This window comes from Lysinibacillus zambalensis (genome assembly GCF_040183165.1).
In the GTDB taxonomy this organism is placed as follows: Bacteria; Bacillota; Bacilli; order Bacillales_A; family Planococcaceae; genus Lysinibacillus; species Lysinibacillus zambalensis.
This window is the reverse complement of the sequence record NZ_JBEGDG010000010.1, coordinates 1-24,382: the sequence shown is the minus strand read 5'-3', so window position 1 is coordinate 24,382 and position 24,382 is coordinate 1. Positions and strand designations below refer to the sequence as shown.

21 protein-coding genes, 1 pseudogene and 1 riboswitch are annotated in these 24,382 nt (G+C 37.7%); all 22 genes and pseudogenes read left to right on the top strand.

All coding sequences use genetic code 11. The annotated features are described in order from the left end of the window. Nucleotides 1–2 precede the first annotated feature (2 nt). Nucleotides 3–95: riboswitch (glycine riboswitch) on the top strand. Between the two features lie 271 nt (nucleotides 96–366). Continuing rightward, nucleotides 367–1,467 carry a glycine cleavage system aminomethyltransferase GcvT gene (gcvT, locus tag ABNX05_RS14135; RefSeq protein ID WP_349660300.1) on the top strand — a complete coding sequence of 367 codons (1,101 nt, stop codon included), beginning with the start codon at nucleotides 367–369 and terminating at the stop codon, nucleotides 1,465–1,467. A gap of 24 nt (nucleotides 1,468–1,491) precedes the next feature. After that, a complete protein-coding gene (gene gcvPA, locus ABNX05_RS14130) occupies nucleotides 1,492–2,838 on the top strand; it encodes an aminomethyl-transferring glycine dehydrogenase subunit GcvPA (RefSeq protein ID WP_349660299.1) in 1,347 nt (448 codons plus the stop codon). After that, nucleotides 2,831–4,294, top strand: a complete 1,464-nt coding sequence (gene gcvPB / locus ABNX05_RS14125; protein ID WP_349660298.1) for an aminomethyl-transferring glycine dehydrogenase subunit GcvPB — start codon at nucleotides 2,831–2,833, stop codon at nucleotides 4,292–4,294. The genes gcvPA and gcvPB overlap by 8 nt, the downstream gene beginning before the upstream one ends. 138 nt (nucleotides 4,295–4,432) lie before the next feature. Continuing rightward, nucleotides 4,433–4,606 carry a hypothetical protein gene (locus ABNX05_RS14120; RefSeq protein ID WP_349660297.1) on the top strand — a complete coding sequence of 58 codons (174 nt, stop codon included), beginning with the start codon at nucleotides 4,433–4,435 and terminating at the stop codon, nucleotides 4,604–4,606. Between the two features lie 291 nt (nucleotides 4,607–4,897). Next, a complete protein-coding gene (locus ABNX05_RS14115) occupies nucleotides 4,898–5,821 on the top strand; it encodes a serine/threonine-protein kinase (RefSeq protein ID WP_349660296.1) in 924 nt (307 codons plus the stop codon). A gap of 530 nt (nucleotides 5,822–6,351) precedes the next feature. Next, nucleotides 6,352–8,520, top strand: a complete 2,169-nt coding sequence (locus tag ABNX05_RS14110) for a transcriptional regulator (protein ID WP_349660295.1) — start codon at nucleotides 6,352–6,354, stop codon at nucleotides 8,518–8,520. 229 nt (nucleotides 8,521–8,749) lie between these two features. Continuing rightward, the gene (locus ABNX05_RS14105; protein WP_349660294.1) at nucleotides 8,750–9,175 is read left to right on the top strand and encodes a membrane-associated protease 1; all 426 of its coding nucleotides are present in this window, start codon (nucleotides 8,750–8,752) and stop codon (nucleotides 9,173–9,175) included. Between the two features lie 92 nt (nucleotides 9,176–9,267). Further along, nucleotides 9,268–9,702, top strand: coding sequence for a J domain-containing protein (locus tag ABNX05_RS14100; protein WP_349660293.1), 435 nt, complete (start codon nucleotides 9,268–9,270; stop codon nucleotides 9,700–9,702). Between the two features lie 36 nt (nucleotides 9,703–9,738). After that, entirely contained in the window at nucleotides 9,739–10,314 is a 576-nt protein-coding gene (locus ABNX05_RS14095) for an FHA domain-containing protein (RefSeq protein WP_349660292.1), read from the top strand. Nucleotides 10,315–10,354: 40 nt separating this feature from the next. Further along, entirely contained in the window at nucleotides 10,355–10,882 is a 528-nt protein-coding gene (locus tag ABNX05_RS14090; RefSeq protein ID WP_349660291.1) for an FHA domain-containing protein, read from the top strand. A 6-nt stretch (nucleotides 10,883–10,888) separates the two neighbouring features. Continuing rightward, nucleotides 10,889–11,728, top strand: coding sequence for a PP2C family protein-serine/threonine phosphatase (locus ABNX05_RS14085; RefSeq protein WP_197144210.1), 840 nt, complete (start codon nucleotides 10,889–10,891; stop codon nucleotides 11,726–11,728). 49 nt (nucleotides 11,729–11,777) lie between these two features. Then, entirely contained in the window at nucleotides 11,778–13,424 is a 1,647-nt protein-coding gene (locus ABNX05_RS14080; RefSeq protein ID WP_349660290.1) for a serine/threonine protein phosphatase, read from the top strand. A gap of 4 nt (nucleotides 13,425–13,428) precedes the next feature. After that, on the top strand, nucleotides 13,429–14,703 hold the full coding sequence (locus ABNX05_RS14075; protein WP_349660465.1) for a normocyte-binding protein: 1,275 nt from the start codon (nucleotides 13,429–13,431) through the stop codon (nucleotides 14,701–14,703). Beyond that, nucleotides 14,694–15,389 carry an iron-dependent peroxidase gene (locus ABNX05_RS14070; RefSeq protein ID WP_197144212.1) on the top strand — a complete coding sequence of 232 codons (696 nt, stop codon included), beginning with the start codon at nucleotides 14,694–14,696 and terminating at the stop codon, nucleotides 15,387–15,389. Before ABNX05_RS14075 ends, ABNX05_RS14070 begins: the two co-directional genes overlap by 10 nt. A gap of 22 nt (nucleotides 15,390–15,411) precedes the next feature. Further along, the gene (locus ABNX05_RS14065) at nucleotides 15,412–18,060 is read left to right on the top strand and encodes a molecular chaperone (RefSeq protein WP_349660289.1); all 2,649 of its coding nucleotides are present in this window, start codon (nucleotides 15,412–15,414) and stop codon (nucleotides 18,058–18,060) included. 420 nt (nucleotides 18,061–18,480) lie between these two features. Next, nucleotides 18,481–19,254 (top strand): DNA and RNA helicase, encoded by a 774-nt coding sequence (locus tag ABNX05_RS14060; protein WP_349660288.1) that lies wholly within the window; start codon nucleotides 18,481–18,483, stop codon nucleotides 19,252–19,254. A 293-nt stretch (nucleotides 19,255–19,547) separates the two neighbouring features. Beyond that, nucleotides 19,548–20,192 (top strand): hypothetical protein, encoded by a 645-nt coding sequence (locus ABNX05_RS14055; RefSeq protein ID WP_349660287.1) that lies wholly within the window; start codon nucleotides 19,548–19,550, stop codon nucleotides 20,190–20,192. Then, entirely contained in the window at nucleotides 20,189–21,721 is a 1,533-nt protein-coding gene (locus ABNX05_RS14050; RefSeq protein ID WP_349660286.1) for a phage baseplate assembly protein V, read from the top strand. The genes ABNX05_RS14055 and ABNX05_RS14050 overlap by 4 nt, the downstream gene beginning before the upstream one ends. A gap of 15 nt (nucleotides 21,722–21,736) precedes the next feature. After that, complete coding sequence (locus ABNX05_RS14045) at nucleotides 21,737–22,834, top strand: pentapeptide repeat-containing protein (protein ID WP_349660285.1); 1,098 nt, start codon at nucleotides 21,737–21,739, stop codon at nucleotides 22,832–22,834. A gap of 38 nt (nucleotides 22,835–22,872) precedes the next feature. After that, on the top strand, nucleotides 22,873–23,370 hold the full coding sequence (locus ABNX05_RS14040) for a hypothetical protein (protein WP_349660284.1): 498 nt from the start codon (nucleotides 22,873–22,875) through the stop codon (nucleotides 23,368–23,370). A 374-nt stretch (nucleotides 23,371–23,744) separates the two neighbouring features. After that, the gene (locus ABNX05_RS14035) at nucleotides 23,745–24,143 is read left to right on the top strand and encodes a DUF4280 domain-containing protein (RefSeq protein WP_268639750.1); all 399 of its coding nucleotides are present in this window, start codon (nucleotides 23,745–23,747) and stop codon (nucleotides 24,141–24,143) included. 30 nt (nucleotides 24,144–24,173) lie between these two features. Next, nucleotides 24,174–24,382 (top strand): annotated as a pseudogene (locus tag ABNX05_RS14030) (hypothetical protein); the annotation flags it as partial.

The window sequence follows — 24,382 nt, the reverse complement described above, 5'->3', positions numbered from 1 at the left end:
GGATGATTGTACGGGGAGAGAACGTGTAGACGTCACCGAAGGAGCAAGTAGCAAAGTGTTATGAATCTCTCAGGTAAAAGGACTCGTATAAGACGCAACTCTGGAGAGTGCTGTAGTACTACAGCCACCAAAGGGGAAAGCCGGCTGATTGGCATTGTAGGTATGCGAGCCAGTCTGGTGTAACTTTCAGGTGCAAGGACAGAGAATCCCGAAAAGGGGTTCGTCTGTCTTTTTTTATGTCTAAATGTTTTACCTAATGTTGTTCGTTCTTCTTTATTCGGATGAACAAAAAGGGAAGCATGACTGTAAAAAAACAGACGAACTACTACAAGTAAATATGTAACGAACAATAAGGGGGCAAAAACAATGACAGAATTAAAACGCACACCTCTATTTGAAGAATATGCAAAACATGGTGGTAAAACAATTGACTTCGGTGGATGGGAATTACCAGTACAGTTCTCTTCTATTAAAGAAGAGCATGATGCAGTACGTAATCGTGCTGGTTTATTTGATGTATCACATATGGGTGAGATTTTAGTAACTGGACCTAATTCACTAGAGTTTTTACAAAATCTTTTGACAAATGATATTTCTAAAATTGCAGTAGGTCAAGCGCAATATAATGCAATGTGCTATGAAGATGGTGGTGTTGTCGATGATTTATTAACGTATAAATTAGCAGACAATCATTATTTATTATGCGTGAACGCGGCAAATATTGAAAAAGATTATGATTGGATGATGGAAAATCAACATCAATATGATGTGACGATCGACAACCAATCAGACGCTTATGCACAAATTGCCCTTCAAGGTCCATTAGCAGAAGAAGTTCTTCAAACATTAACAGATACTGATTTACAAACGATTAAATACTTCCGTTTCCAAGCAGATGTTGAAGTTGCTGGTCATAAAGCATTAGTATCTCGTAGCGGTTACACGGGAGAAGATGGTTTTGAACTATACGGCTCTCCAGAAGATATTAAAGCATTATGGAGAAAAATCTTAGAGGCTGGAAAAGACAAAGGTGTAGTTCCTGCAGGTTTAGGTTGCCGTGATACACTTCGTTTTGAAGCAGGTCTTCCATTATACGGGCAAGAGCTATCAGCGACAATTTCACCTCTTGAGGCTGGTATTGGTTTCGCTGTGAAGTTAAATAAAGAGGGCTTTAATGGTCATGAGGCATTAGTGGCGCAAAAAGAAAATGGGTTGTCACGTAAAATTGTGGGCATTGAAATGATTGATAAAGGAATTCCTCGCCATGGCTATAAAGTGTTGAAAGATGGTAAGGAAATCGGTGAAGTGACAACAGGTACACAGCTTCCTTCTTCTAAACGTAATGTTGGTCACGCATTAATTGACAGTCAATTCGCAACTATCGGAACTGAATTAGAAATCGAAATTCGTGGTAAACACTTAAAAGTAGTAACAGTTGAAACACCGTTTTATAAGCGTTCAAAATAATATTGAAAAGAGGGACCTACATTTATGAAACATCGTTATTTACCAATGACGGAGCAAGATAAACAAGAAATGTTAGACGTAATCGGTGTATCCTCGGTTGATGCGTTATTTGAGGATATTCCAGAAAAAGTACGTTTTAAAGGCCTATATGATATTAAAGAAGCGAAATCTGAATCAGCTTTATTAAAAGAATTAACGGCAATGGCTGCGAAAAATAAAGATACAAATGCTAACGTATCGTTTTTAGGTGCAGGCGTATACAACCACTATAAACCGGTTATCGTGGACCATGTTATTTCTCGTTCAGAGTTTTACACAGCGTATACTCCATATCAACCAGAAATTTCACAAGGGGAATTACAAGCGATTTTTGAATTCCAAACGATGATTGCAGAGCTTACAGGTATGGATCTTGCAAACTCTTCTATGTACGATGGAGGAACAGCATTAGCTGAAGCAGGTATGCTTGCAGCTGGCCATACACGCCGTAAGAAAATTTTAGTATCTGAAGCGGTTCATCCTGAGTATCGTGATGTCGTTGCTACATATGCATATGGTCAATCCATTGAAATTGTTACTGTTCCACAAAAAGATGGTGTGACAGATGTAGAAGCTTTAAAAGAATTAATGGATGATAATACGGCAGCTGTTATTGCACAATATCCTAACTTCTTTGGTCAAGTAGAGGACTTACAAGTAATTGGCGATATTGCGCATGAGGCAAAAAGTTTATTTGTTGTCTCTTCAAATCCACTTGCACTAGGAATTTTAACACCACCTGGTAAGCTAGGTGCAGATATTTGTGTAGGGGATGCACAGGTTTTCGGTATTTCTGAAGCATTCGGTGGTCCACACTGTGGTTTCTTTGCAGTAACTACGAAGTTAATGCGTAAAGTTCCTGGTCGTCTTGTAGGTGAAACAGTTGATGGTGAAGGTCGTCGTGGTTATGTTTTAACATTACAAGCACGTGAACAACATATCCGTCGTGATAAAGCAACGTCTAATATTTGTTCGAACCAAGCGCTTCTTGCACTTGCTGCTTCTGTAGCAATGACTGCTCTAGGTAAAGAAGGCGTTCGTGAAATGGCAATGCAAAACATTGCGAAAACTCGCTATGCTAAAAATGCCTTTGAAGCGGCTGGCTTCACAGTAGCATTCCAAGGTGCACACTTTAACGAAATCGTTGTGAAAACAAATAAATGTGTGAAAGAAATTAATAAAGGCTTAATTGAAAAAGGCATCATCGGTGGCTATCCTTTAGGTCAAACATATGACTCTCTTAAAAATCACGTGCTAATCGCAGTAACAGAATTACGCACGAAGGAAGAAATTGATGCACTTGTTGCAGAAATGGGGGCTCTTAATGCATAACGAAAATCAATCACTCATTTTTGAAATTTCCAAAGAAGGTCGCGTAGGTTACAGCTTAGAAGCACTTGATGTACCAGAGGTTGATCTTGCCGACTTACTTCCTGGAAACTTAGTACGTACTGAGGCAGCAGAATTACCAGAAGTATCTGAGCTTGATATTATGCGTCATTATACAGCACTTTCTCGTCGTAACCACGGTGTAGACTCTGGCTTCTACCCGCTTGGCTCTTGTACGATGAAATATAATCCAAAAATTAACGAGGCTGTTGCACGAATTTCAGGTTTTGCTAATGTTCACCCATTACAGGATGAATCAACAACTCAAGGTGCGATGGAGCTTCTTTACGACCTACAAACTTCATTAGTTGAAATTACAGGTATGGATGAAGTGACATTACAACCTGCAGCAGGTGCTCATGGAGAATGGACAGCATTAATGATGATCCGCGCATTCCATGAAGCAAATGGTGAAGGTCACCGTAATAAAGTTATTGTTCCTGACTCTGCTCACGGTACAAACCCAGCATCGGCAACAGTTGCAGGCTTTGAAACTATTACTGTTAAATCAGATGAAGATGGTTTAGTAGATATTGAGGATTTACGCAAAGTAGTTGGTCCTGATACAGCGGCATTAATGCTAACAAATCCAAATACACTTGGTCTATTTGAAGAAAACATTATCGAAATGGCAGAGCTTATTCACTCTGTTGGCGGTAAAGTATACTATGACGGTGCAAACTTAAACGCAGTAATGAGTAAAGCACGTCCTGGTGATATGGGCTTTGACTGCGTACACTTAAACTTACACAAAACATTTACAGGTCCTCACGGTGGCGGTGGCCCAGGTTCAGGTCCAGTAGGAGTGAAAGCTGATTTAATTCCATTCCTTCCAAAACCAGTTTTAGTAAGAACAGAAGAAGGAACATATCACTTCGATTACGAGCGTCCACAATCAATCGGACGTGTTAAACCTTACTATGGTAACTTCGGTATCAACGTACGTGCATATACTTACATCCGTACAATGGGTCCAGATGGCTTAAAAGCTGTAACAGAATACGCTGTACTAAACGCAAACTATATGATGCGTCGATTAGAGCCATTCTACGATCTACCATATAACCGTCATTGTAAACATGAATTTGTATTATCAGGACGTCGTCAAAAGAAACTTGGCGTTCGTACTTTAGACATCGCAAAACGTCTGTTAGACTTTGGCTACCATCCACCAACAACTTACTTCCCATTAAATGTGGAAGAAGCATTAATGATCGAGCCAACAGAAACAGAATCTAAAGAAACATTAGATGCATTCTGCGATGTGATGATTCAAATTGCAAAAGAAACTGAAGAAAACCCATCAATCGTACAAGAAGCACCACATACAACAGTCGTAACTCGTCTAGACGAAACACGCGCTGCTCGTACACCAGTGCTTCGCTATCAAAAAGCATAATTAACTGCTATAAAGCGTCCGATAAGTATTTAGATACTTATTGGACGCTTTTTTTAGTGAGTTTAAAAGCGAAATAGTCGGATCAATGAGACAGAATGTGATAGAACAGGCGAAGCGACGGATAGAATCATCAAAAAGATGGATAGAAGCATCAAAGCGACGGATGGAACAAGTGAAGTGACGGATAGAACCATCAAAGCGACGGATAGAACAAGTGAAATGACGGATAGAACAGGCGAAGTGACGGATAGAACAATCAAAAAGATGGATAGAACAAGCGAAGTGACGGATAGAACCTCAAAATACGGATAGAAGCATCAAGGCGACGGATAGAACAAGTGAAGCGATGGATAGAACCATCAAAATGACGGATAGAACCATCAAAGCGACGGATAGAACCATTAAAGCGACCCCACCATATTGTGCCAAACCCCAGCATTCAATGTAGAAAAACTAACTACTATAAGATAACTATTTAATATAAAGGTGTATATTGATATACTTACATTAATTTGTATTTTAGTTAAAATAATTACATATTTTGCGTTAAATATGAAACAGATTGTTCATAGTTTATGTGTTGAAAGGGATGATTGATCGAAAATGCAAGCGACTCAAGTTGAACTGAGCTTACCGATAAACAGTGTGTTGAAAGATACATATAAAATAAAAGAAGTAATTGCTACTAGTAAATTGTCCTTTGTTTATATCGTGGAGAATATCAATGAAGGGAATCAACTAATTATTAAAGAGTTCTTTCCAAATGACATAGCTTTACGGGATTTAGATAATAAAACAGTTGTTAATCGTGTGCCTTCAACGAAGCAGAAGTTCGAGGATTTAAAAGCTATTTTTTTAAATGAAGCGTTAATTATGCAGCAAATAAATCATCAAAATATCGTCAAATATATGCACCACTTTGAAGAAAATGAGTCGATTTATATCGTGATGGAGTATTATGAAGGAACTTTATTAGATCAATATTTAAAGGATTTTCCTATTAATGATAGGGAGCATTTGTACACGAGTATATTCCTTCCTCTAATTGGTGCTTTAAGCTATTTACATAAAAAAGGTATACTCCATCGTGATATTAAACCAAGTAATATTATAGTAGATTCTGAAGGTAATCCATATTTACTAGATTTTGGTTCGGCTATTTTTAATAAAACTGCCGGGAATCATCAAATTTTCACTAGCCCAGGGTATTCTCCTTTAGAGCAATACTCGAATAAATCTGAGCAAGGTGTATATACAGATATTTATAGTTTAGCAGCAACCTTTTATTACTCTTTAACAAATATTATCCCAATGGATAGTTCACAACGAATAATCGAGGACAAAATTGAGAATGTGAGAAAATATAATGAGAAAGTGAGTGTTGTTCTATCTCGAATTATTATGTGGGGTCTGGCAGTGCATGCAAAAAAACGATGCTCTTCACTTAAAATTATGGAAACGGCCATAAATTTTGAAAATATTGTAAAAAAGACGAAGGGTTATTTCAAGTCATTTGGTTCCAAATGACTACTTTAATAAATTAGTAGTTCTATAGTTCTGTTTTTGAGTTTGAAAAATATTTTTGAATAACAGCTTATGGACTACCTATTTTTACTCCATAAGCTGTTTTTTTAGTAAAAATAAAGAATAAATACATTTATTTATATAAAAAAGTCATAAATTTTACCATGTTTATTTTTTACCATGAACCCAGTTAAATACATTTATTTACAAAATGTACTAATGTAAATATTGACAATAAAATTAGATACTGTATAGTTACTTTGTGATACATAATGTCATCAGTGAAGTAAGTGTGTAAAATTATAGAATCATTAGGAATTCTAGTATTGAGTAACTGGTGTACATAATTACATACAAAATCATAAATAACTATTGATTCTTTGTCTGTAATTACCATTTTGTTACTTATTAGTTTCTTATTGGTTTATTTTATACGCAATCAACATATTTTATTTGCGACTCACTTATGACTATGCTTACTCGAAATTCGTTACAAAAAGGAGGGATGGCTGTATAATCATACGGCCGACTGAATGGAGATTATTAATCAAACAAACAGAACCATGCTCTTTGAGGAAATTAATCCTGAAAAAATGGATTTAATTACGCTTGTTGGAGATGTAAAAGGGATTGACAGTCTTAGTGATGAAAAAATTAAAGAAATTAATGAAAATCTTCTTGTTAAAAGCTTCGACGAGTTTTTAGATAAGTTTTCTCCGACGGTTTACTCATTCTACAATGCTGCTAACCAAAAGGTTATGTATACATTAAAAAAACCTGAAGGAATTCAAGATGACTGTATTTCTGAAATAGCAATTGACCAAAATAATGATTTTTTAAAGATGTTATTTACCCTCATTGATACGAAAAGAAGTCAGGGCATTGCGAACGTTGATTTTAAGTTTGAAAATTTGCTCGATATGATCTCTCCTAAAAAGGTTATGGACGACATTCGACAAGTCCGTAAAGAAATCCATTACCTATATGGTGAATATGACAAGTTAGATGAAGGCGATCCAAAAAAATTGGATACAGGGGACAAGCTAAACCTGATGTTTGAAGTGGCAAGTAGAAATTACAACAATGTCATGGCGATGCTTCCTTTAGCAATTGAAGATATTAAAACACGTCTATTATTAGGTGCTAATCAGGATGAAGACGAGTCCGAAAAATTACAAATTGGGACACTTTCTATTGGCGACAGTGGTGAATTAAAAATCATTGAGGCACCACAAAATAATAGCTCGGAACTGATGGTTATTGAAGAAAATAGTAACTATGGTTTAAGCACAGTATTTGAAGAGGACTATGAGGCGATTACAGAATCACCATCCTCTTATGTCAAAGATTTAGTCGTAAGAACATTCTCTCCATTGCCAGCTGTGAGAGCTGAATTAGATGTAGAGACAGAGGTACAAAACTACAATACTTACTTAGAATTCTATAAGGATGCTAAGGATGAATTTGTAAAAACAGTGAAGCCATTAGTTGAAAAACTATTAGGCGTAAAAATGTATTTTGATCAGTATGCTACTAAAAACAAAGGTATGCAGCCCTCGTTACTTGTAACGAACACAAAGTTAGATATGCTCGTTAAAAGTAATAATCTACCACGATTACGCACGTATTTAAACACAGTTAACTCCAAAAATGACTTTACAGATACAGTATGGTACGGAATTGTCCCTGCACTAGAACTAGAAGCTTCAGGAAAAATGAAAGTAAGTAGAGCTAGATTTAAAGGGAACGATAAGGTTGCCAAGCAAGATGGCAATACAATGGAATCGTTATCCATCCTTCTTGATACTGTGAAAGATTATAAAATACAGATTTTCTTCAACTTCATGGCAGAAGAAGAAACGACATTTAATGGAATTGCTACTGCAGGTATTGATCGCTTGATCGATAAATGCTCAGTGCTTATTCGAAAAGATTATAGTGAGTTTGCGATACCATGTTTACCAAACTTCACGATTATTCCTAAAGATAAATCAGGAGTAATCATTGATACAAGAATGCAGACAACAGAAAATGGAGCGCGATTATCTAAAGAAAAAGAAGATATTTTAAAACTTTGGATAGAGGGCGTTTATGTTGGTGCTAGCTATGTAGCGGCAGGTATTGTTTCAGCTTATCAATGTCCGGAATATTTGAAAGATTCTTTCAGAAATGTTCAGAGAAATTATCCTGGTGTACGCTTCGATATTGAAGCTGGTGACAACTCACTAAGAGCTGTTACAACAATGGCGAAAGAAATCTCAGGATTTACTAATAATATTAAAGATGCTATTAACAGTAGAAGCTTTGGCTTTGTATTCTCATCAGAAAATGCACAGCTTCAAGATAAAGAAATTAAACGTATTACAGTGTATAAAGCTAGAAGTTTAGCTATGGAAGAAGATGGATTTGATTCGATCTACAAAACACAAGTAAGTACGTATATTGAGAGAATTTTACGATTCCAATCAGGTGACTTTAAACATGAAAATATCGTTCGATTCTTTAGTAATAATCCAAGTAGCCAAAAAAGCAAATGGGTTCAAGATAAAGGCTATGTAAACTCCGTCATTCACGATGGAGATGACATTGGCTACATTATCGATGAAAAAACAAGCACATGTCAGATTGACCTAGTGTTTAACGGTAATGTGAAGAATCTTGAAGTTATGATTACAAAGGCAAGTAGTGCTGTTAAGGCCTAACAAGTTTACACATACACTAAAATATTTTTTAAGTCGTATGTTTAAGATTTTTTCATAAATCTTTTAACATAAATAGAATCCTCCATTAATTGTAAGGTGAAAACATTACATATTTCTCCGTGCTTCATGTATTTGCATTAGGCATGGAGGAATGTATACAACAAGTTATTCATTTTCACCCAAAACGATTTTTTGAGACGATTCAAACAAATTTCAGGAGGTAATGAGAATGGGTTTTGTATTAAAAGTAGAAGGATCAGAAGCAATTGAATTAGGGTTAGATAGCATTATGGCTGTTGAGTATGAAACAGATACTCCAAATGACTCTAACGCACGTTCAACAGATGTAGGAGCAACTTTAAAAATTAAAGGTAAAATTCTTACTGCAACTGATGGTGACAATTCTGATGACACGATGAAATTAGGATTATGGTCATTAGTACCAGCTGAAAAAGCTGACTGCTACCGTAAAGTAACTCTAGAAGTTATTTCTGCTGATCAAGTAGTAAGAAAAATTCATTTCCCAAATGCTTTCGTAGTTGACTATACAGAAAAGTATGGTGACACAGAAGGTATTGGTGAATTTTACTTATTCATTAAACAAAAGAAAGACAAAACAGATTTGGCAAAAATCGAAGGCGGCTACGCTGTCTAAGATTGCAGCTTGATAGCTATTCCACATTATCTAAGGGACTTTCATAGTTCCTTAGATAATTTTGAATAATCCTAATATTGGGGATGAAAAATATGAAAACGCATTATGAAACTTTAGGTGTCAGTAGAGACGCCACGCAAGCACAAATAAAACTAGCTTACCGAAAACTATCAAAAAAACATCATCCAGACGTGAGCGGTGGAAGCAAAGAATCAGAAAAGATTTTTTTAGAAGTGACAGAGGCATACAAAGTACTGAAGGATCAAGCCTCAAGAGAAGCATATGATGCTCGACTAGATGGAGCTAGTCAAAGTTGGGGCAAGGGACAGACATCAGAAAAACAGTCTTCGCGCCCACAGTCTACTGAAAAAAAGCCAGATTTTAATATGAACAATATTGAAAAAAACTTTGAGCATTTTTTTGGTTTTAATCCTAAAACAAAGGAAACGGGATCAACGCTTAATAAGAATGCAAAGAAAAACCCACTAGATACAACTGATTTATTTGAACGTTTTTTTAGCAAGTAAAACGAAGCCATAGCTAGTATGGAGGAGTGTGATACCATGTATGGTCAAAATTCAATGGATGCATACACTGAAGATGCAAAGAAACAAATGGTTATAAAAATTATCGATATTATTATTGTCATAATCACCTTCTTTTTCATTCTATACGTATTTGTCATGAATCAGGATTTTATTTTAAAAACAATTATTGGACTAATGCTGGGCATACTAGCAATAATTTATGGCTCTATTAAGTATGAAGCTAGAGATAAAAATTACAATGTGACAAACAAGAAAATTCGAAAATTAGTTCTCCTCAATGATCGAGGAGCTGAAATAGATGAATGGGAAATCGGTGATCAAACGTCATTACTTATTGGGAAAAGCTCCGCTGACAATAAGGCAGATATCGATTTAAATGGTACTGAATATGAATCGCTTATCAACTATGAACATGCCGTCTTAAATAATGTTTCAGGAGTATGGTACATAGAGGATATTGATTCGGTAAATGGTGTTGGTATAAAAAAGGCTAGTAAGCGCGTTAAAAACAGAATAAAACACGAAAATCCTTACCCAATAGGTAATGGAGACACAATATACATAGCAAATACACGGATTTTAGTGAAATAGAGACAAGTAAATTCGTAAACATAGACGGGGGATAGCGAAAATGAGTTTGATTAGATGCACAAATGGTCACATGTTTAGTTCCAGAAGACATAGAAATGTATGTCCGTATTGCAACGTAATGGTGGAACAGGAGCAAAGACAAAGTAGTCAGCAAACAGCTGTAGCAGAACTAGATGATAAAACAATGCCGTACCTTGGAGAAATGGATGGCATTGATCCGGTAACAGGATGGCTAGTTTGTATTGAAGGACCTCAAATGGGTCGAGACTATCGAATTTTATCGGAAAAAAACTTTATTGGTAGAGCTGAGGATATGCACATTCGTATTGTTGGAGACAATTCGATTTCTCAACGTAACCATGCAGTGATTGTTTATGATCCTAAAAAAAGGAATTTCTATCTGCTGCCTGGAGATGCATCAGGCTTAGCTTATCTTAACAATGAAGCGGTTTATACGCCCACAGAGCTAGCAGCGTATGATGTGATTCAGTTAGGCGCAAGTATGTTTCTCTTTATTCCCTTATGTGGTGTTCATTTTGAATGGGAAAACAACAACAGTGAGGGATGATGACGGATGGATGAGAAACTACTGCCATACATAATTGCACTTATTTTTATCGTTGTACTCTTTGCGTTATTAATCGTTAGAAACATGCTTGCGCAACAAAATGAAAAAACAAAAATAGCCATCGGAAATGGTCAAACGATTGGCAGACGTGATGAGCAGGATGATTATTTCTCTACAGCAGAAACGAAAGATGGAACAATTGCAGTCCTAGCAGATGGCATCAGTGGTTTAGCAAACGGTAGGATGGCAAGTACAGTTGCTGTCAATACATTTATTGAAGAATTTAAAAAGCTGAGCGGTCTAAATGCCCTAGAAAAATTTTTTAAGGAGGCCGCTTTTGCAAGTAATCATATGATTGTCGAAAATTTAAATGGCTCGAATGGCGGTACTACATTAGTGGCAGCCGTTATTGATGATAACGGATTTCTTCACTGGGGAGCCGTTGGAGATAGTGTCATTACCATTTTTCGAAATGGAGAATTTAAGGCCATCAATCAAAAGCATATTTTTGAATCAGTGTTAACTGAGCGATATATATCTGGTGAAATATCTCAGCTTGAGGTGCAGGAAAATCCTTTGAAAAAGAGACTTATCAATTATTTAGGGTATGAAGGCTTTAAAAATATGGATATTGGAAAAAGTCCGATTCAGCTAAATAGAGGGGATAAAGTATGTCTATTTAGTGATGGCGTCTATGATACTTTAACAGAGGTTGAAATGGAGAAAATTCTCTCTCAGCAAGCTACTCCCTATGATATTGCTCAAGACATGATAAAAGCTGTTGAACAAAAACGCTTAAAAAATCAAGATAATGCAACCATCGTTATTTTAGAAAAAACATGGTAATTATTTTACATGTGTCTGTAAATGAGTCAGTAAATAAGGAGGAGTAATCATGAGAAAGGAAAATAGCAACTTTAAAACAAGCTTTTTATCCGAAGCGGGCTCATTTTTGCAAAATAAAGATTACTTTGCCTATACAGAGCTGGACGATGTAGCCTGCTGGGTAGCTGTAAAAGGGTTAGATTCTGATCAGGAAATAAGTAGTGCAGAGCTTGCTGTAAAGGCAATTTTAGAAAAATTCATGGAAAAGCCATCCATGTCCAGACGGAAAATTAAACAATACTTACAATATGCACAAGATATTCTTCAAGCTCAAAGCTTAAGGGTGAGATTGAAGGCTAGTATTGTCATTGTCGTCTCGGATTACTCAAAGATGATTGTTGCCGTTGCAGGAAATTCGAGATTATATCATTTCCGTAATGGGACGTTAACGTTTAAAAGTACGGATCAAAGCTTAGCGCAAGAGCTAGTGAATGATAGGAACCGTTCGCTTGATATTAGCCAGCACGAGGAAAGAACTAATTTACTAAACTATTTGGGCAAACCAAAAGAGTTCCAGCCTTTTGTTTCAAAGAAAATGAAGTTAATGGATGACGATGTACTAGTGCTTTGTACAGCCGGCTTTTGGGAAGATGTCAATGAAATTGAAATGGCAGATGCGTTGGAAGATGCAAAAGAGCCTGAGAAATACATTGATGTATTAGAAGAGGTATTGTTAAGCAGGCAAAAGAAAGTGGTAAATAATTACACAGTCGCAGCTATATTTGCTAATAAGGTTTATCAGGAAACAAATAAGAAAAAAATGAAATACATCAAAATGATTGTAGCTGCATTAATCCTAGTTTTGGTTGTAGGTGGAGGCACGATTTTTTATCAGGCAAAACAAGCTAAAAAAATGGCTGAATTAACCGTCGAGATGAAAGATCATGAAAAGAGCGGAAACCTTTATTTCAAAGATGGAACTTATGATAAGGCACTGCTGGAATATAGTGAGGGCAGAAATGCTGCTAAAAAATTGAAGGATCCCATACATAGAAATATACTAGCGAGAAAATTAAGAGTTACCGAGCTGATTATCAGTGGAGATAAATCAGCGGAAGAAGGTAAATTTAACGATGCGCTAGAGCAATATGAAAAGGCTAAAAAAGAAGGAAAGCTTATTAAAGACTTTGGGAAAGCAGTAGTTGAACAAAGAATCGCTAATATGGATACCATTGTACAAATTGCTGAAGCTGTGAAAGATGGAGATTTTAGATTTGAGGCAGAAGATTACAATGGGGCTCTTGAAACGTATCAAAAGGCAAGAAAAAAAGCCCTGACAATTGCCTATACTGGCGAACCTGAAATAAAGACAAAAATAGAAGATACAGAGGCTAAAATTGCTGAATTGAAAAAGGCCCAGAAGGAATTAAAGGCTGAAGGCTTAGAAAAAAGCGGAGATCAGAGCTATGCGCGCCAAGAGTTTGGGAAAGCAATTGAATATTATACACTTGCACAGGAAATTTATCAGGAGACAGAGCTGTTGTCGAAGGTTTTAGGTCTTGAGCGAAAGGTTATGAACGCCAATGATAAATTAAATCCGCCTCCTCAAGCACCAGCTGCCGATACAGCGCCACCTGATCAGGCAGCACCGCCAACGAATGAAGGGACAGCTGCTAGTGAGCCATCTAATGCTGAAGTGATGAAAGAGGGAAAATAAATTGATGAAAGAGCTCATGATTGAACGGTTACGCAAAATAGAGGATTTAGAGCAACGTCAACTGCTAAAGGATATTGTAAGTGGCGTTTTTGTAAATTTAATCGACTATCAGGATGACATGAACAAAAAGCTTGAAGACCGCGTATTCAATGAAATAGATGATGCTGAGAATAGGTTTGATATTTATGTGACGATAAGTTCTAGGGAGGATGTTGACCCTATTCATGAATGCTTATTCCCGATGCGACCAGCTGATTTAGAAAGTAAATCAATCAATAAAAAAAAACTGCTTGAATCATTTAAAAATAATGAACCTGCAGTGCTGTTCACCTTATTTTTAGCGTGTGATTCCATGCAAATTCAACAGTTACTTGCTGAGCAGCGACGCTTTAATGGAAGACTAGTAACGACAGAAGGACAAGTAGAGATTAAAGTCAGCCTTACACAAAATACGGACTATTTGCAAGAGATGAACAAGCTGTATCCGCTTTTCCAAATAAACGGCTTACCGTGGAAAACTATTAATCATCCATTCATTTATAAATTTTTTAATGTCAATTTAGAAGATTGCCCACCTTTAAATGAGGATGCTGAAATTACTGAAATAATCGTTGATTTAGAAGAGTATGAGGATAAGAAACGAATGAATATGGTTCCACTATGGAATATTGAACGCCATGAGGTCAAAAATGTCGGGTTTCCCGTCCCTGCTATCGATAAGGTGAATTTTGAACATGTCCTTTCCGTACGTAAAATCGGAAACGAGCATGGCTATCTTGTTGAGGCAGAAGAGGATAATGTTCGTTACGTTAAACGCTCAGACAATGAATTAACAATTGTTTCACCTCAGGATAAGTCAGGGGTTTGGCAGCTAATCAAAATTGCAAAGATGGAAGATGACAAGATCGGGAAATTAAATTACGAGCTTGTATCAAATCGAAGAATCGAGCATTTTATACACAAATTCGCTAACAAGTATACGGCTACCGTTAAAACGAAGGGCGAAATTACTCGTATGATTAACTCCTTTGAGGCAGCTAATCGATTTGAGCTTGTAGATGTCGAAATAGTGGACTCTTTCTCCGGAACAAGCTTTACGCACTCCGCGAACACGTTCTTAACGGAAATGATAGGAGAAAATAATCATAGAAAAACGATGCTATTAAAGTTTAAGGCGAAAGAGGAGAGAAACTTTATCGCAAACGATATTTTAAGCTTCCTCGTATCAGAAGTGCAACGACATTTCTTCGAATATGAATGTGTAGGTGTGTGGCTATGAACTATATTTGGGATTTGCTCATTAAAGCTGAGGATGAAGGACTTTCTAAAAAGGATATTTATTTTCATCTTGCCGAAGCCTATTCACCTTATATGGAACTAAGTCCACAACTATTAAATGCACAGTATGTTGACCAGCACGTTGAAGTAAATCCGTATTATCGTTATTACGGAATTTTTAATGGTCTCTTCCATCCAGATAATTCTGCGGATATTGAGTTTAGGAATTATCTTTTAGATACTGTATTGCACTTTTTAGCTGAAATTGATCGTATGCAGGGCATGAATAAGAGAGAGTTCTATATTCGCTTTATCTTACGTGAAATCGAGGCCGATGTATTTGGTAAATTGGTGCGTGACAATATTCATGCCTTTACGAAAAAGGAGCAAGAAATAGTTGCACTCAACATGCTAAGACTGTACCGGACAGGTGAAGAAATTTACTTATTAAAGGATACGCTGAAAAGGCTCTTTAAAAATTGCATGATTTATGTGAAATCGGAAGACCAGGATGAGCTGCTTTTATACATCCGTCAAAAGCAGACAGAACAGAATGAGCGAAAGGTACAGCTTGTACAAGAAATTTTTCTGCCAATAGGCTTTCATATGGAGGTTTATTGGCAATATCATTTTGGCATTATTGATGCAGAGGAAACGATGAAGCTAGATCGAATAGCTCTTTACTAAATAGGGAAGAGGAGGGATTCCAATGACAACTAAATATTCATATAAGCTGTATGCCAATAAGCGTAATACAGAAAAGAAATATATGACCTATACACGAGTAGAACTAATGGAAATGACAACCTTCCAGCTTAGAAATATTTGCTATAAGGAAAAGCTTGTGACGGGGCTTATTAATACACTGACAAGAGACGAGTTAATCGACAAAATTTTAAGATACCGTGGCTCTGAAGAAAACCCTCTTATTAGAGAAAAAAAGGATGGGGGCTTTGAACGAGTAGAAGCGGCCATGCAAGAGTATTTAAAAACACCTATGTCTGACAATGGTGACATTAAAATTCCTGCCAAAATGAGCTTATATAGCGGAATGAAGATTGATAAACCCGATCAGTATTTCTTGGAAACAGGCGGTTTTCTTGTTGAATCTAACGTACTGCTAGTCAATGAGCAGCTGGAACTTTGCGGCATTCTTAATATCCTTAAAGACGACGAAGTGCCAAATCAATACTATTTCGCTGCTGACCAAGCAATTGGTATTCGGAAGACAAACAATAAAAACTACAGCTTTATTTTTTTAAGAAAGCAAGATTCTGAGTATATCTATAAGACGTACTATCAGGAAACCCCACTTCCGCCAACAAATCTTCATTATTATAAAGTTCCAATACCAGATTTAGAGATGAAACAGCTGGAAACAACGAATGCCATTCTTGCGATTGACTTTGGTACAACAAATACAACGGCTGGTGTTTATTTAGAGAGTGATTATGTGTCCTCTCCTTGCAGTCATGATTTATTAAATGACAGAATCCAGCTTAATAGCATCAATTTTGTGCAATTCCCAGATCCACTTCATCAAAACGAATGGATTGAAGTAGTGCCGACGGTCATGACTGTCGCAGATTGCTCAAATGCAGACCAAGTAGGCTATCACTACGGCTATGAAGCGTTAAAAATGATGAAAAAAAATAGCTATACATCATTGGCTACGAAATTCCAAGGTATTAAGCGATGGGTGAGTAATTATGCCAAGTTGGAAGAAGTGATGGATGCTAACGGGAATACTGCACTTGTTCCACGTAGCCAAATTTTAAGAGAGTTTATGCTTTATATTATTCGAATGGCGGAGCATCAATTTAAATGTCGTTTCAAGCATTTACATATTTCCAGTCCCGTTAAGCTGAAAACACAATTTTTAGATATGTTTCGTGCGATTTTACCCGAATACCAAATCGAAACTGAGCATGCTCTCGATGAAGGGATGTCGGTTCTTTATAATACAATCGCCAATCAAATAGAGAATGATAGTTTTCTCGATGGCAAGGAATATAAAGCGCTAGTGATCGATTGTGGAGGCGGAACAACAGACCTTTCTTCTTGTAAGTTTCGCATAGAGGACGGCCATATTTCTTACAAAATTGATATTCATACTACTTATGAAAATGGAGATACAAATTTTGGTGGTAACAATATTACGTATCGTATTTTCCAATTTATGAAAATCGTTTTTGCCAACTATTATAGTCGAGGAAAAAATGATTATGATATCGATGCATTAATCGATATTCCAGGCAAGGATATTTATCGATATGTCGACGATCATGGCGTAGAAGCGGTGTACGAGCAATTCGAAAAAGCCTTTGTAGATGCTGAAAATATTATTCCTACACGCTTTAAGGAATATGAAAATCGCACACGTGATGAGTACCTACGTGTTCGCAATAATTATTATTTCTTATGGGAAATGGCAGAAGAGATGAAGAAGGAATTTTTCCGCAAAACAGGTATATTAAGAAGTCGTTTTTATGCGGATAGCGATATGCAACACGATAGTGATTTAAATGTAACAGCAGTAGATCGCTGGTGCCTGTCGTTAGTAGAAAACAATCAATTTAAGGAAGTTTATGACTTCCCAAATGTCTTTTTCAACATTAAAGAAATCAATCATCTCATAAAGGCGGATATTTATGATATCGTGCGAGAGTTTTTAGAGGAATTTTATGAGAGTGGCATACTGAGTGACTATTCCATCATTAAATTGACGGGACAATCCTGTAAAATAGACGCATTTCGCGAGGCTTTAAAGGAATTTGTACCAGGACGCAGCATTGAATTTAGACAAAAGGCTGAAAACATCGGTAAAGTGCCAGAGTTAAAACTTGCTTGTTTAAGGGGAGCGCTTCGTTATTTAAATGCCAAGAAAATCGGCATGATTGAAACAGAAGTGACGAACCATGCGCCAGTTGTCCCATATGCTGTCAGTGCCTTTACACATAATCGTCAGGAAAAATTACTGATTAGTAGCTTAGAAAGACTAAATCAAATTCACGGTACGATTTCTCGCCCATGGGGTGTAAAAGAGGTGGAGTTTTTCCTCACAGGCAACGACGATCACTCATCGTTTAAATACACTTACTTAAATCGTCAGGAGGATTATGCACCTGTTCTTTATGAGAATATTGCCATGCACTATCAAGATAAAATTCCGCAAGACGAGACGGATTCCATCACAAATGGAGAAGTGAAGTTCTTTGTCTTTGCAGGCGAAGATAATTGGGGCTTCCATGTAGTTCCGGTAGCAAGAAAAGACGAACAACTGTTTATCGGAAGCAAGGAATTCTTTGCCTTTGAAACCGATTTGTCTGAGCTGGATTTCTTTGATGGATTAAAGTAACACCTTCGTCGGATGGAAAGGGTTTATTAAATGATCAGGTATCGCTGAGAAGTGATCGGGTAGGCCCCGAAAGTGATCAGGTACCCCAGAAAAGTGATCGGGTAAGCTCCGAAAGTGATCAGGTATCCCAGAAAAGTGATCGGGTAGGCCCCGAAAGTGATCAGGTACCCCTGAGAAGTCATTGGATTTCCAGAGGATGTTTACCTAAATATGCGATAACGGCTAGCTGACCTGCATCGGTAAAAACGCCATGTCTTGTGACATTACCGAAATGATCGACATCGTGTCGGCCCTCATGCAGGCCTAAGCACAAAGGCGATTTCGGACGCATTGTTTATCTGCGCGAAAGCAAAGCGACAGCAACAATTATGCCGAGGCATAATTGATCATTGAAAAACAAGAAAAGAGGTGGGTGACAGCTTGTTTGCCAATCAATATCCACATTTTCAAAAGGGCCGCATTTTAAAGCGAGAAATGCTAGAAAATTTGCGAGATTACCCCAGAGAATTTTTAGATTTATATTTTCAAGATTATTCTAATGGCATTATTGCTGGTGCCAATATTATCGTAGCAGATAAAAGCCTCATGATAGCGAAAGGCATTATCAAACATAACGGAAAGCTCTATATGCTACATAGTAGCTACGAGCTTCCTTATGAGGCAACAGGAAGCGAAACGATTCTAAAAGTACGATTTGCTGAAGAAGCAAATGAATTAGATTTTAGAAACTTCACGACAGAAATAGTTCTAGATGATTCATTAGAGCTTGCAAATAATGAGCTAGAGTTGGCGCGCTTTAAATTAAAATCGGGAGCAAAACTGCGTTCGGAGTATATTGATTTTTCCGATTTTGCGACTGAATACAATACGGTTAATTATCTTCACAGTCAGTATGCAGGTTTTCAAAAAAGCACTTACCATCCAATCATTTTGCACTATTTTGCACGAGAGCTGTTAAAAAATCGCCCAGCGAATCCGTACGATATAGCGTTTGCTTTAGAGTGCATAAATCAGGAGCGGGTTCAACGAGATGCAATCGATTTCTATATTTGCAATCGGCTAGAGCTAGACTATCAAACATTTTCTAATAGTCAAATTCATAAATACTTGAACCGTATTTTAGTGGAATCAAAGCGCGGAGGTCGTATGACAGGGCACAGTCAAGGGCGACCAAAGCGCATGATTGTTGACTAGCTGATGGTCTGCTGATGAAGAAATGTTCAAGAACGGACAACGTGAAATAGCTCAAAAGGAAGCGGCTTTATAAGAAAGATAAACACCGTACGAGGAGCATTTCCTAGGGCTTTGTCAATATAGATGAACAGGAAATACCGGTCATTGATTCAGCATGTCATGGAAGGAAAGATTTCGTTTCGAATGCCGAAGCTATTTTCGATCATGTCAGCTGAGTTAGCCTTAATAGGAAAGCAAAAAATGACAAGGCTATTAGATAGAGAAAAAAGAATCGAAACAAAGGAGCGAAAAAAATGAATTTCATGGATGAAGAAGTTATCGAGATGACGAAGCATGCAAGGCAGAAGAAACGAATGGAGAACATCGAAAACCAATTATTAAATACGGATATTGTGAAAGCGATTAAAGATGGTCAGCTCATGATTGAAGATGAAACGATTGAGTTTAAAGAAATGAGTTTTTATGAGGATCAAATCCGGATGTGTATGCCTGCAACCTTTGACGTGATGGAGCCTGAATTAATGGATATTAAATATCCATCCAGTCGTAGACCCGATTATATTTATACAAGCGAAAGTACGTCCATCAATGTCACGCTGAAAATCATGGAACAACAGGTAAAAGAAGAGGAATTAGAAGACTTCACAGAGGCCATGAGGAACATCCTTCAAAAAACGCAGCCAACGACAAAAATGTTGGATTTCGGCATGAATGAAGTGAACGGTCTACAAATTGGTTACTTTGACTTCATTTCGCCAGCACTAGATAACAAGATTTATAATTTAATGTTTTTGTTTATAGTAGGCGAGAATGTGATGATGGGCTCAGTTAATTGTTTGAAAAAAGAGATGGATATTTGGAAGCCAATTGCTTACGGCATGATGGAATCTATCTTTGTTGAAAACAAATTATTAGATGGGGAAGGTGTTGTCGAATGAGTAAGGAAACAGCCTTGACGTATAAAGATATCATCGTGATGCCCTATAATATTCGCGTCAATCAAATCGAAATTACGCAACAAATGAATGAGCATGCTACATTGCATTTAACGGGCGTGATTCCTGATGAACTTGAAGATTCCTACGTATATATGACGGATGCAGAAACGGCTATTGAAGTAGTGCAAATCGGTAGTGGTGGACAAACTATTCCTATTTTTAATGGGCTGGCGTTAGATGTACAAGTGAAATCGGTTTTGGGTACCTATTATTTGGAGGTAAAAGCAGTTTCGCATTCGTATGTGTTAGATGTGAAGAAGAAAAATCAAACTTATCAAAATGCGGGTATGCCCTATAGTGAATTAATTAATGCATGTATTGCCGATCAAAAAGGTGCAGATTTCATGGATTATGCCTCAAAGGGCGCTACTATTGGACGCTTTACGATGCAATATATAGAGACAGATTGGGAGTTTCTTAAACGAATGGCATCAAGATTCCATACAGGTCTGGTGCCAGATACGGTTCACCCAGCCGCAAAGTTTTACTTCGGCGTACCGTTTCAAGCTGGGGGCACGCAGAAAATGGAGGCAATCAATTATCGAGTTAAAAAGGCGATCGGCAATTTCCTTGTGTCCAGTAAAAATCATCTCGACGGTATTACTGATAGTGACTACATGTACTATGAAGTAGAATCGTTCCAACCATTCAAAATAGGTAATGAAGTTACTTTCCAATCCAAAAAATTGTATGTCTATAAAATCTACTCAACTTTAAAAGATGGCTTGTTCAAGCATATTTATACGTTAACACCTCAGAACGGCTTCAGTGTCCACACTACTTATAATCAAGCTATTATTGGTGCCTCCATTCAAGGGAAAGTAATTGATGTAGCAGGGGATAAAATTCGTATTCATGTCGATTTCGACGAGGGTCAAGATAAAGATACAGCGTATTGGTTCCCGTATTCTACGATCTATGCATCAGAAGATAATACAGGATGGTACTTCATGCCAGAGCTATCCGATAACGTTAGAATCTATTTCCCGGGCAATCGTGAGGATGAAGGGATTGCGATTAGTTCCGTATCAAAAGCACCACCACAATCTGGTTCGATGTTAGCAGCGACGAATCCACCTAGTCCAAGCGGTGGTGGAAGTGCCAGTGGCGGAGGAGGAGGTGGAGGTGGATCAAGACCTGCACCACCAGAGGATAGTCGCCAAGACCCAGCGCGGATGGCCGATCCAGATGTCAAAACACTCAGAACGAAGCACGGTAAACAAATTCTACTTGCACCGGATCGGATTGTTATATCTGGTGGAGGATTAATGATTTCGCTTATGGATGATAATGGGATCTCCATCATAAGTGATAAAAATATTACCTTACAAGCAACAGATAAAGTCGCCATCAATGCGAAGCAAATTATGATTAATGCGACCGAGAAAATAGAGATGACTTGTAAAGACAGTTCAATCAAGATGGAAGACAAAATGGAGATTAAAGGAACAGAAGTACGAGCAAATTAGTGAGGATGTGGACGCATGAAACGAGAAGAAGCATTACAGCATTTTATGGATGAATGCGTGTCAGTTCATATCAGCCGATTACAAGAGAAGGTTGATCGACAGTTTCGTCAAGAGAAGGAAGTCTTACTAAAACCAATCATTCACTCGCTTGAACAGCTGTTTGCAACTATTAGAGATCAGCAAGAGCAAGGGAAGTTAGCGCCAGTTGCTTTTATTCATTTTTCACTGCTACGAACATCATTACTAGATAACAAGTGTACGTATTTGCTAGAAGCGTATGGAGAAAAATGGTACTACGACTGGGGAGAATGTACGGTACAGTATGAAGCGGAATGGCTTAGTGAGGCGATTATAGATTTACACAACACGCTTGAAAAAGAAAGAAAACCATATCTCGCTATCCAAGCAGCTGACGTTCGAGGAATTATTCAACAAACTGTGATTCTGTTTCATCAGTATATCATTCAATTGGTACGCTATCTTTTCCGCTATCAACAAGAAAGCGTACCTGAAATAGATTTCCAACGAGCAGCATGTTTGCGATTTCGTGTCGGTGAATATAAAGGATTTAGTGAAGATGTTGCGATGTTCGACGAACGGGAACGGGTGGAACAAAATCTTCTGTCGTGGTTAGGAAAAAATGAGATGGACAAATCATATACGTTTGAAAACTTCTCAAGCCTACCATTACAGCAAAAACTTTTCGACCAAATGGACTTTTCTTATGCGAATTTCAATGGCAGTGACTTAGAAGGGGCTTCCATGAAACAAAGTGTTTGCGTCGGGACTAGTTTTGTAGATTGTAGCTTAGCGAATGTTGACTTTTCATATGCAGCCATTCAAGATGCAGATTTTCGAAACGCCAATTTAGCAGGCGCTAATTTTACACATGCACAGGGAAAAACATTAATGCTTCCTGATAACGAAGTTGCGTGTTATCTAGGCACTGATTTCAGTCATGCGAATTTGGAAAATGCAAAATTTGAGTTTGCGCAAATTGCAGGCGCTAATTTTACAGGTGCCAATTTAAAAGGAGCTACCTTCTTTAAACGCGATCAAGAGAAGTGTCTATTTAGCCCAGACCAGATAAAAGACATTCATTGGATTCATTAACTTGAAATCAATAGAAATGATAGTTGCAGGAGGAAAAGATGGAGTATTTTATTGTTCGGCAAGATCAAAGCATTACAAATCCAATTATTCCTTTCAAGACAGACCTCGATGATAACTTTGTCTGTTCATCTGTATTCGGGGAAGTAATAGAAAAAGAGAATGCGGTATATCTGGATTATTTAGAGAAGCCTCGTAGAATCGTGTCGGATGATTTAAAAGGGTTATTGGTGAAATATGAAGATAACTTAGAATTTACCGCCATTGTCTTTACGGATGTGAAGAAAGGAACACAGCGTGTGCATTGGCTTATGGACATTGTCAAGAAGAACTGTATTTCCGATGACACGATTTATTATCCAGACGGACAAATAAAGGAGCTCGTTATTGACCCTAAAAAGGTGGAGCTAGATTGTATTTTTCAAGTCGACGGCAAAAAGGAATCGTTCACCATCGTCAATCTAGACGTGGCAGAAAGTATGCTACGACGACCATATCTCGGGATTCAGTTGCAGCGAGTAAAACTACAAGGACGATAGATCACTCTAATAAATCATGGCTCATTATCAAAAGTTGTGGATGACATTTGTTAATGCCATTTATATAAGTTGATTGGAGTGGAGACTGGGCGACTCCTTAGGGATTAGCGATGAGGAACGAAGGCTAAAACCATCACATCCTGTGATAACGCCTTCGTGGCCAACATCGTGTTGGCCCGAGACCCTGGAGCAAAGCGAAGCGGCTGATTGGACGCCCTCAGGAAGCTCTGCTCTGCGCGAAAGCGAAGCGACAGCAACAAAGCGCCTAGTCGGAACGGAAATCAACTACACGCTATGATGATAAGCCAAAATCATTCCAAAACACTGTCGTAGTTTAAAACAATGTTCAATCGATACGAAAGGAAGGATATTTAATGGCTCAAGTTGTAGAAAGTTTGGAAACAGAAGGTTCGGAACAGGAGCAATTTAGTTATGTCGTACATGGAGCAATCATTTCTTGTGAGTTTGGTAGCCATCTCAATTATTTAAATTTGCCGCAAGACCATGGCGTTTATATTAAAGAGAAAGCCGTCATGAATGTAGGGGATCGAAACCCTGACAACATCCCAACCTTTGGTGTTTGTTTACAGTTGCAAAAGCCATGTACGCCAACATGTTCCATTGATTGGATGGAAGGCATGGAAAATGTCAATATCGAGGGGAAGCAAGCGTTATTAAGCCGCTGCCATACGCAATGCTCAGCAGGTGGAGGCAAAATAGAAATTATTCATGACGGTCAAGAGGAAGTAGAAATACCGAAACAAGGTTTTTAAAGGTCGAGGTTGTTTGAAAGGAGGTAAGTAATGAAATCGCTAGAAGAAAAGGAAGTACACACGGTTAGTACGTATGAGGATCTTGTGCTTGAATGGCCTTATCCATTAATACATTTAAATAAACTAACCATCAAACATAAGGCCAATGACCATGCGAGGTTGTACTTTACGGGAATGATTGCTGAAGAGCAAGCGCAAAAGTATATTCAGCGGGTCAATCAAACAGATGAAGTAGTAGT